The following is a 1,007-nucleotide window of genomic DNA, read 5'->3' on the forward strand; positions in this document are numbered from 1 at the left end:
GCCCGTCGCCGCCTCCACGATCAGCACGTCCGCCCGCGACACTACCCCTCCCCGCCCCGCGCAACCCCGCCCTCCCGTGACCGACCGGCCCCGGCGTATCCTAGCATCGCCGCCCCGCTCCCGCCGCCATCTGCCCCCACAGCGGACCAGCACGCCGACCAGCCCCCGAACAGGCCGGACGGGCCGGCCAGCGCGCGCTAGACGCCGATTCGCTACGCTCCCAAGGGGCAACGAGGCGACAGCGGAGGAACTCGCCCTCCGCGCCAAGTGCTCACCGGAGGGAGAGGAGCCACCTGAGGCACGCCGCCACGACGGGGGCCGAGCTAGGGCTCGAGCAGCACCGGCGGCCTGGCAAACCCCATGCGCTCGATGACCGGCAGGAGCTCCGCGAGGCGCTCGAGCAGCCGGCGATAGCGCTCGGCCTGCTCGGGCGTCATCTGGCCCGAGCGGTACGCAGGATCGAGGTCGAGCCGTAGCCGGGACATGGTCGAGTTCCAGGTCAACTCTTCCGCGGCGCGGATGTCATCGGGCTCATCATCCCAGACCGGCGCAAGCTCCGAAACGTCCTCGATCTCGAAGTCGACGATATCCAGATTGAGATCGATCGATCGCTTCAGTTCCGCCGCCGTAGCCATCGGAGATGCTCCCGCTTCGTGGCATAAAGGAAATCGTGCTCAAGATCCCGCGGCTGAAACACCGTCGTCCAGTGCCCGAGTTCGACTCGATATTCTACCACAACCCAGTCCGACCCCCCTGGCCCACGCAGTTCCTCCGCTCTCCGAATCACCGCGAGCTGCCAGTAGCCGGCATAGCGACTCGTGAAGACGCTGCTCCGGCGATCCAGAATGACGCGCCGAGCACTCTCGAGGTATGCTTCGAGCGTGGTTCCCGGTGGCCATTCCCGAAATCGCTCAACATGCTTGCGGTAGTGCTCCTCAGCGTTTGTCCTCCCGCGTTTGTCCGGTCTCGGGTCGAAGCCGGCCCGCGCCACGTGCTCCAGCACCTCC

Annotated in this window: 2 protein-coding genes; both read right to left on the reverse strand. The window is 67.5% G+C overall.

Going from position 1 to position 1,007, the window contains the following annotated elements:
- Positions 1 to 323: 323 nt before the first annotated feature.
- On the reverse strand, positions 324 to 635 hold the full coding sequence (locus NET02_RS16300; RefSeq protein ID WP_284058487.1) for a hypothetical protein: 312 nt from the start codon (positions 633 to 635) through the stop codon (positions 324 to 326).
- Positions 614 to 1,007, reverse strand: a 394-nt coding sequence (locus NET02_RS16305; protein ID WP_284058488.1) for a hypothetical protein, incomplete at its 5' end; no start/stop codon positions are given. The genes NET02_RS16305 and NET02_RS16300, both read right to left, overlap by 22 nt.

Origin of the sequence: Thermalbibacter longus (genome assembly GCF_023806485.1) — a bacterium.
Lineage (GTDB): Bacteria > Chloroflexota > Chloroflexia > Thermomicrobiales > Thermomicrobiaceae > Thermalbibacter > Thermalbibacter longus.

Excerpts from the sequence above, each read along its gene's own strand:
- NET02_RS16300 (WP_284058487.1), bottom strand. The coding sequence starts at position 635 with ATGGCTACGGCGGCGGAACTGAAGCGATCGATCGATCTCAATCTGGAT.